At 54.9% G+C, this 6,055-nt stretch carries 3 protein-coding genes; 2 read left to right on the top strand and 1 reads right to left on the bottom strand.

Annotation, left to right across the window (positions count from 1 at the left end):
* The first annotated feature begins 515 nt into the window (after positions 1–515).
* Positions 516–3,062 (top strand): hypothetical protein, encoded by a 2,547-nt coding sequence (locus tag MP439_09240; GenBank protein ID MCI2976243.1) that lies wholly within the window; start codon positions 516–518, stop codon positions 3,060–3,062.
* 164 nt (positions 3,063–3,226) lie between these two features.
* Complete coding sequence (locus MP439_09245; GenBank protein MCI2976244.1) at positions 3,227–4,726, top strand: glycosyltransferase; 1,500 nt, start codon at positions 3,227–3,229, stop codon at positions 4,724–4,726.
* A 992-nt stretch (positions 4,727–5,718) separates the two neighbouring features.
* Here MP439_09245 and MP439_09250 read toward each other — a convergent pair.
* Positions 5,719–6,055 (bottom strand): hypothetical protein (locus MP439_09250; GenBank protein MCI2976245.1); only part of this gene is annotated, 337 nt, incomplete at its 5' end.

Here is a 6,055-nt window from a genome sequence, read left to right on the forward strand (position 1 = left end):
CGCCTCGTGCGACAGGCGCGATGTCTGCCGGATCAACACCGAACGAGGACTAACGCCCAGAGCGTATCCCATGGTCACGAATGGGTCACGTTGGACTTATCGTTACTACATCGTGAACCCCACGAGACCCTCGAATGCACAGTTGGGCCTTTCGTTCGAGCCGTGAGTATCTGGGGAGTGAACTCGGCGGCAGAATCAAATCAACTGGTCGTGCACAGTGATGATCTGTAGTGGGTCGGTGGGTCGGCTCGAGGGTGAGGACTGGTCTCTTACGGGATGTGGTTCATCAATTCGCTGGTTCGGGGCACAGTGGTGCTTGACAGCCAACATGGATGGCGATATCGTGGATAAGGTGGTTGTAGGAGCCAAAGCGTTTGTGTGCGAGGCTTCGCATGATTGACGGAGGAAATTTCGAGAAATATTGCCTTTCTGGCAGGGTTTGGGTTAAGCTAGGGTAGTATCATCCGATGTTGACTGTTGGTAGTCCGATGTCGAAAGCAGGAGGAAAGTAAGTAATGGAAATTTCCGGTTCGAAAAACCGTAAGAGGTCGGGGCGACAGTTTGCCGCACTTGCTAGCGGGGCTACACTCGCACTAGGTACGCTTGGCATGATGACACTCGGCGCAGGGGGCACGGCTTATGCGCAGTCGACTGCTTCGAAGACGCTGACTGCCTCGGTGGAGATCGGTACTGTTGCCGCTCCAACGGCGGCAGCCCCAATTTATCAGAGCAACAGCGAGGTTGGCCAGTCCAATACTTTGAGTTTTGATCTCGTTGCCACCACTACCGTAGCGGTGACTGGGACGGATACCTTTACATTCAAAGAGCAGTCATCAGCCCCTTGGAGCTTTAGCGGAACCTCAACAGGTGAAGTGTACGATTCTACCACAGGTCAGCTTCTTACTCTTACGTATGTAAGCGCTGATAAAGACTTTTCGGTCACACTCCCTGCTGGCTCTACAAGTGTAACTATTAGCAGTGGGAATACTCTTGACTTCGTTTTGCGCGGAGTAACGAACAGTACTGATGTGGCGACTAGCACGATTACTCCAGAAGTTGATACAACTTCTCTCGGTGTGACGGCGTCCGGTTCCACAACTACCCCTGCCGGGTTGTCTCTGTCAGACCCGACAGACCCAGGTCAGGTAACTGTTGCTGAGTACACTTTTCTTAAGGGTAAAAAGTTGTCGTCAGGCGACACAATTGGTTTTACACTAAGCGCTGATATTAGTGGTTCTTTAGGTGCTATCCCTTCCGCTGACATTTCGACTGGTTCGGCCACCTTGACGGTGGATGGAACGTCATACACATCTGGTGTGACAATTAGTAGTGCAGCTAGCGGTTCAGTTAGCATCAAGGCTGACTCTGGCACAACGGTACCGTCGGGTACTTGGGTACTTGATGTACCAATCAAGAGTGTTGGTCCAGGGGTAGTTGAGGCTACATATTCTGGTACTGCAAGTAGTGGCACCTTCAATGAAGGTACTTATGGCTATCAAACTGGCGCTACCACTTGGGGTGTAGACGAAGACGTTACCAGCGTCACGGCATCGAATCCTTATGCGAATGCTACCTCCACTGTTACGGTTGATTTTGTCAACTTTGCTAGTGGGACAACTTCGCTAACGGTTGCGGGTCTTGGTTTGTCATCTGATTCCCGACCCGTTGTGGGTAGTTTGATGGATGTTACTACGGGTGTGTCGGAGGGCTTCCTAAGCTTCGGTGCAGGGCAAAATTCTAGTGGTGCTGGTTCTGTGACGCTTGCATCGGGGGACCAGTATTCGTTGACCTTACAGAGCGTTCCGTTGCCGTCGGCCAGCGTGACGGTGTCACTGTCCACAGGATTTGAGAATCCTGGCACTGCGATGTTGACGTTGGGTTCGACTGCGACTTCCGGTATGGTTGTGTCTGCTTCCACATCTGGTGTTGGTGTTCCTGCAAATTGGACGTTCAGCAACATTGAGCTCGCCACTGGTCTTGCTTCGGGTAGCACTCTGAGCTTGTCTGCCACGAGTGGTAGTAGCGCTGCGTTTCTGCCGCTAGAGGCGTCAGATTACAATATAACTGATCTAACAACGTCGGCCGATTCGCAGGTACCAGCGGTTTCCGTCAACGGTGATACGGCAACGTTGACTCTGACCAAGGCTATTCCGTCGGGTGCTACCATCGATATAACAGTTGACGGTGTCTTCAACCCGCTAGCTTCAGGTGATTACACGGCTACCTTGACGGCCACCGCGGATTCGCTAGAGTCTGGCCTACTGACGGCCCCAAGTGCGGCTTCGCCTCAGGCGATGGCGAATGGTTCTATCGCGAACGTCAATGGGAGCCTTTATGTTTGGGCTGGCATGTATGCTTTCCATCTGCCCAATGTTCCGGATGCTGCGGTGATCGAGAAGGCTGAGGGCAACCCAACGCAACAAACGGTAGGGGTTCCATCTAGTGATGTCTTCGCAAGTGGTGACACCCTGACAGAGGGTACTCTTGTTCAAGGGGTGCAGAGTGGTGCTATCCTTGCTCCGATCTACGTTGTAGGGGCGAGCGGGGACCTCTACCACATCGCGAGCCCTGCGACCTTCATGTCGGATGGCTACTCGGCCAAGGATGTCGTAGAGATTCCGCAGGCTGATTTGGCCATGATGACCATGGCTCCGTCGAGTGCTACCGTGCCTATGGCGGCTAGTGTTGAGGCTAATGGCTCATTCTGGCAGGCTTCTGGGTCCACGGGCATTTACGAGTGGGTAGGTGGCGTAGCTATTCCCGTTGCTAACCCCGGGGATCTTGTGTCGATTGCGAAGTATATGGGTGAGTCCTTGATGGCTCATTGGCCTCAGGTCGCGCTAAGTAGTCTTAGTGCGTCTCAAATGGAGCCGACTGCGCCAGCTATGGGAACTGTTGTGCAGGTTCTTGACGGTTCGGCGGCTGGTAGTTACTGGGTTTCATCTGGGACCAGCCTGATTCAGGTTAGCGCTAGCGACCTTACCTCGCTTGGCTATCCCATGGCGGATGTCCTTGAAATATCGGGGCCGGGAACTATCCCTTTGGTTCCATTGGCTAATTAGTCGGCTATTTGTAGAAGGAGCCCCTTATGGGGCTTCTTCTGCTTTTTGGGTGAAGTCGCGCTTGTCCTCTTAGGTGATTTGGTAGCGGGTTTCGCTGGATTGGTTTGTACTGTGTGATGTGTATGTGTTGTTGAATTATCGAATGCGAGGGTGTGGGAGTCAAGGTGGGTGAGTCATCATTTGAAGAGGTAGGGAGAGTCCGCAACCTAATCTTGGAGGGGGAGTATTCCAGGGCTCGTCAGGAATTGCAGGCGATCCTCGAGCGGGATCCGAGATTTGCACAGGCCTGGGTTTTTCTCGGGGAGGTGTTGGAGCGCACTGGTGTGCAGTATGGGGCTTGGCTGTGTTACCGACGGGGTTGGTTGTTGGATCCCTCGGCGGACTGGGTCGGTCCCGTCTGGGCCCGATTGGGGTCGGTTGCAAAGGACGATGTTGAGCCATGGTTGGCCGATTTACTCAAGGTGCCTGATGTCTCTGTTGCCGCGGCCATCATCGTAAAGGATGAGGCTGATGGCATACGGCGGTGCGTGGAATCGTTGGACGGCGCAGTCGATGAGGTCGTCGTCGTGGATACGGGAAGCTCTGATGACACCGTGAATGTGCTACGTCAGCTTGGTTGTGACTTTTATACCTTCTCGTGGACGGGTAGTTTTGCTGAAGCGCGAAACTTCGCACTGGAGCACGTTAAGAGTGACTGGGTCCTGTGGATTGACGCGGATGAATGGCTTGAGCCCGCAGATGTTGATGCTCCCCACACAGTTGCGGGTCTGTATGGGTCTTTGGATCGTGCGTTGACGCTGCGCATCGTGCAGGTAAACGATGTTGGTGGGAGGCTCGAGCCTAATTTCGACATGTCTCGGATGCACCCGAATCGTTTTGGATTCCACTGGGAGGGGCGCATTCATGAGCAACTGGTTGCGGCGCCTGAGTATGCGGATGGTGAAGGGCGCATTCCACGATTGGCGGTAAATGTACGACTGAAGCACACTGGCTACCAGCCTGATGTCATGTTGGCGAAAGGAAAGCTGGAGCGCAATATCGGCTTGTTGAGGGCTGCTGTTCAAGATAATCCCGAGGATGTTGGTGCTTGGGGGTTTTTGGGTAGGGAGTTATTGTTCGCGGGCAGGACACAGGACGCGATCACGGCGTTGTACCGAGCGGAGACGCTTTCGCGCGAGTTTTCGTGGTACGCGCGGGGTTCTGAGGTTCGGGTTCTGCTGGTAGAGGCGTTGCTTAAGGAGGAACGGATCGAGGAGGCTCGAGCTGTAGCGAATCGCGGGGTCGCGGTAAACCCTGAGTTTCCTGGTATCTGGTACGCAAAGGGTCGGGTCGATCTGGTGGCGATGACGAAGCTCCTTGCTTCGGCGCGTCAAGCGTTCGATCGTGCTCAGTCCACGTCTGTGACTTATCGGGGTATGGTGAGTTTTGATTCTCTTATTCCGCGCTGGCGTGCGAAAGCAGGCGCAGCGGATACGGCACGGTTCTCGGGTGACTTAGTAACCGCTAAGCGCATCTATGAGGAGCTCCTTAAGACGGAGCCCGGTTTGTCGGCAGTGCGGACACAGGTCGAACGGATAAATCAACAGGCAAGGGCTTTGTGTGCAGGCCTCGGGGCTGATGACGAGCTCTCCACTCCTACGGATGATGGTCAAGGTGGGAGCTAACCTCGGCTGGTGGGTTGCTTTGTGCGATCACATGGTGGCTGGTATTGTAGGCGCGGTGCGGTGCCGTTGCTATTAGAAAGTCATGTAGAGTTCTTGCCTGGGTGATGGGTCCGCACTGGCTGGGCTTGGAATCCGGGCTGTTGGACCTCGGTCGATTTGCATGGCTGTGCGGGCGGGATGGGGTCGGCTCTGTTTTGGCGGGGGTCAAGAACGCTCCTGGTGTCATAGATGAGATGGCTCGACTGACATTCATGTTGATCAACTGGTCCTTTTATAGGGTAGCTTCAAGTCATTCGGTCCACAAGCTAGCATCACGATTGCGAGGGTAGCCTTGGTGGAGTGAAACCCATACGAGCGTGCAATGATATGGAGCGAACCTTGGGAGCGCCGGGATCAACCGGCATGGTGGAGCAGATGAAAGAGCTCTGCATCGAAGGTTGAGCGAACCACGATGACCCCGAGTCATGCGTCGGCGTCCGCGAGGGCGTTGGTGAAGCGTTGACAGGGGCACGTGCAGGCCGGGCTATTGAGGCGCGTAATCAGCGAATCCGGGGCGCCGACGTTGTCTAAGGAAACGGAAGGCAACGCCACCAGCAGCGCTATCGCGAGTTGTTGGTGGGCCCCGCGCGCTCAGAGGACCATGGCATGTACGGAACCTCCATGCGCGAGAACCGGGAGATCCCGCACGTGCCCGGCTGGTTGATCACCAGTCGGACCGCTCGAGGGAAGACCAAGGTCGTACGCCTGAGATGAACGAGCGCGGGAAGTCAGACAACTCCGTAGTACCTACGAAGCTGCCGAACAAGACCGGGGAACCGGTTGCGGAGGTAGTGGAGGGAAGGGGGTTGGCCAGGGGGAACACGCACAACCTGTAGCACACGAGGGGAGGCAAGGACCGCAATCTTTGACTGGATCAACTGGTACAACAAGACGCGACGACACTCGGGGATCAAGTATCTCTCGCCGATTCAGTTCGAACAAGGGTCTAGGGTTCAAGCCGCATAGCTAAGCAGAGTGATGTGTCTCATTTGGTGAGCAAGTCCAATCACTACCTCATCACCAACCTCACGGACATAGACAGTGGATCCTCGCAAGTCGGGATCGACCGAGTATCCACAGCGACGATAGCGTACGATGCCCATGTTGGCCTCAACTTTGCGCATCACCCCATAGGCGGCCACATACGGCGTAGCCGGCAGTGGAGAGAACAGGAATCGTTCCTCGTCAAGTACGAGGGCTGGGATCTTGCCTGAACTCGTGTGGACCTTACCATTGATCTCTCGGTTGAACGCACGAATGGCCTCGTCTAGTTGCTCGAGGTTCTCGTAG

Origin of the sequence: Ferrimicrobium sp., from assembly GCA_022690815.1 — a bacterium.
Lineage (GTDB): Bacteria > Actinomycetota > Acidimicrobiia > Acidimicrobiales > Acidimicrobiaceae > Ferrimicrobium.

Bases quoted from the DNA above. Each gene is read 5' to 3' on its own strand.
- MP439_09240 (MCI2976243.1), top strand. From the start codon at position 516: ATGGAAATTTCCGGTTCGAAAAACCGTAAGAGGTCGGGGCGACAGTTT.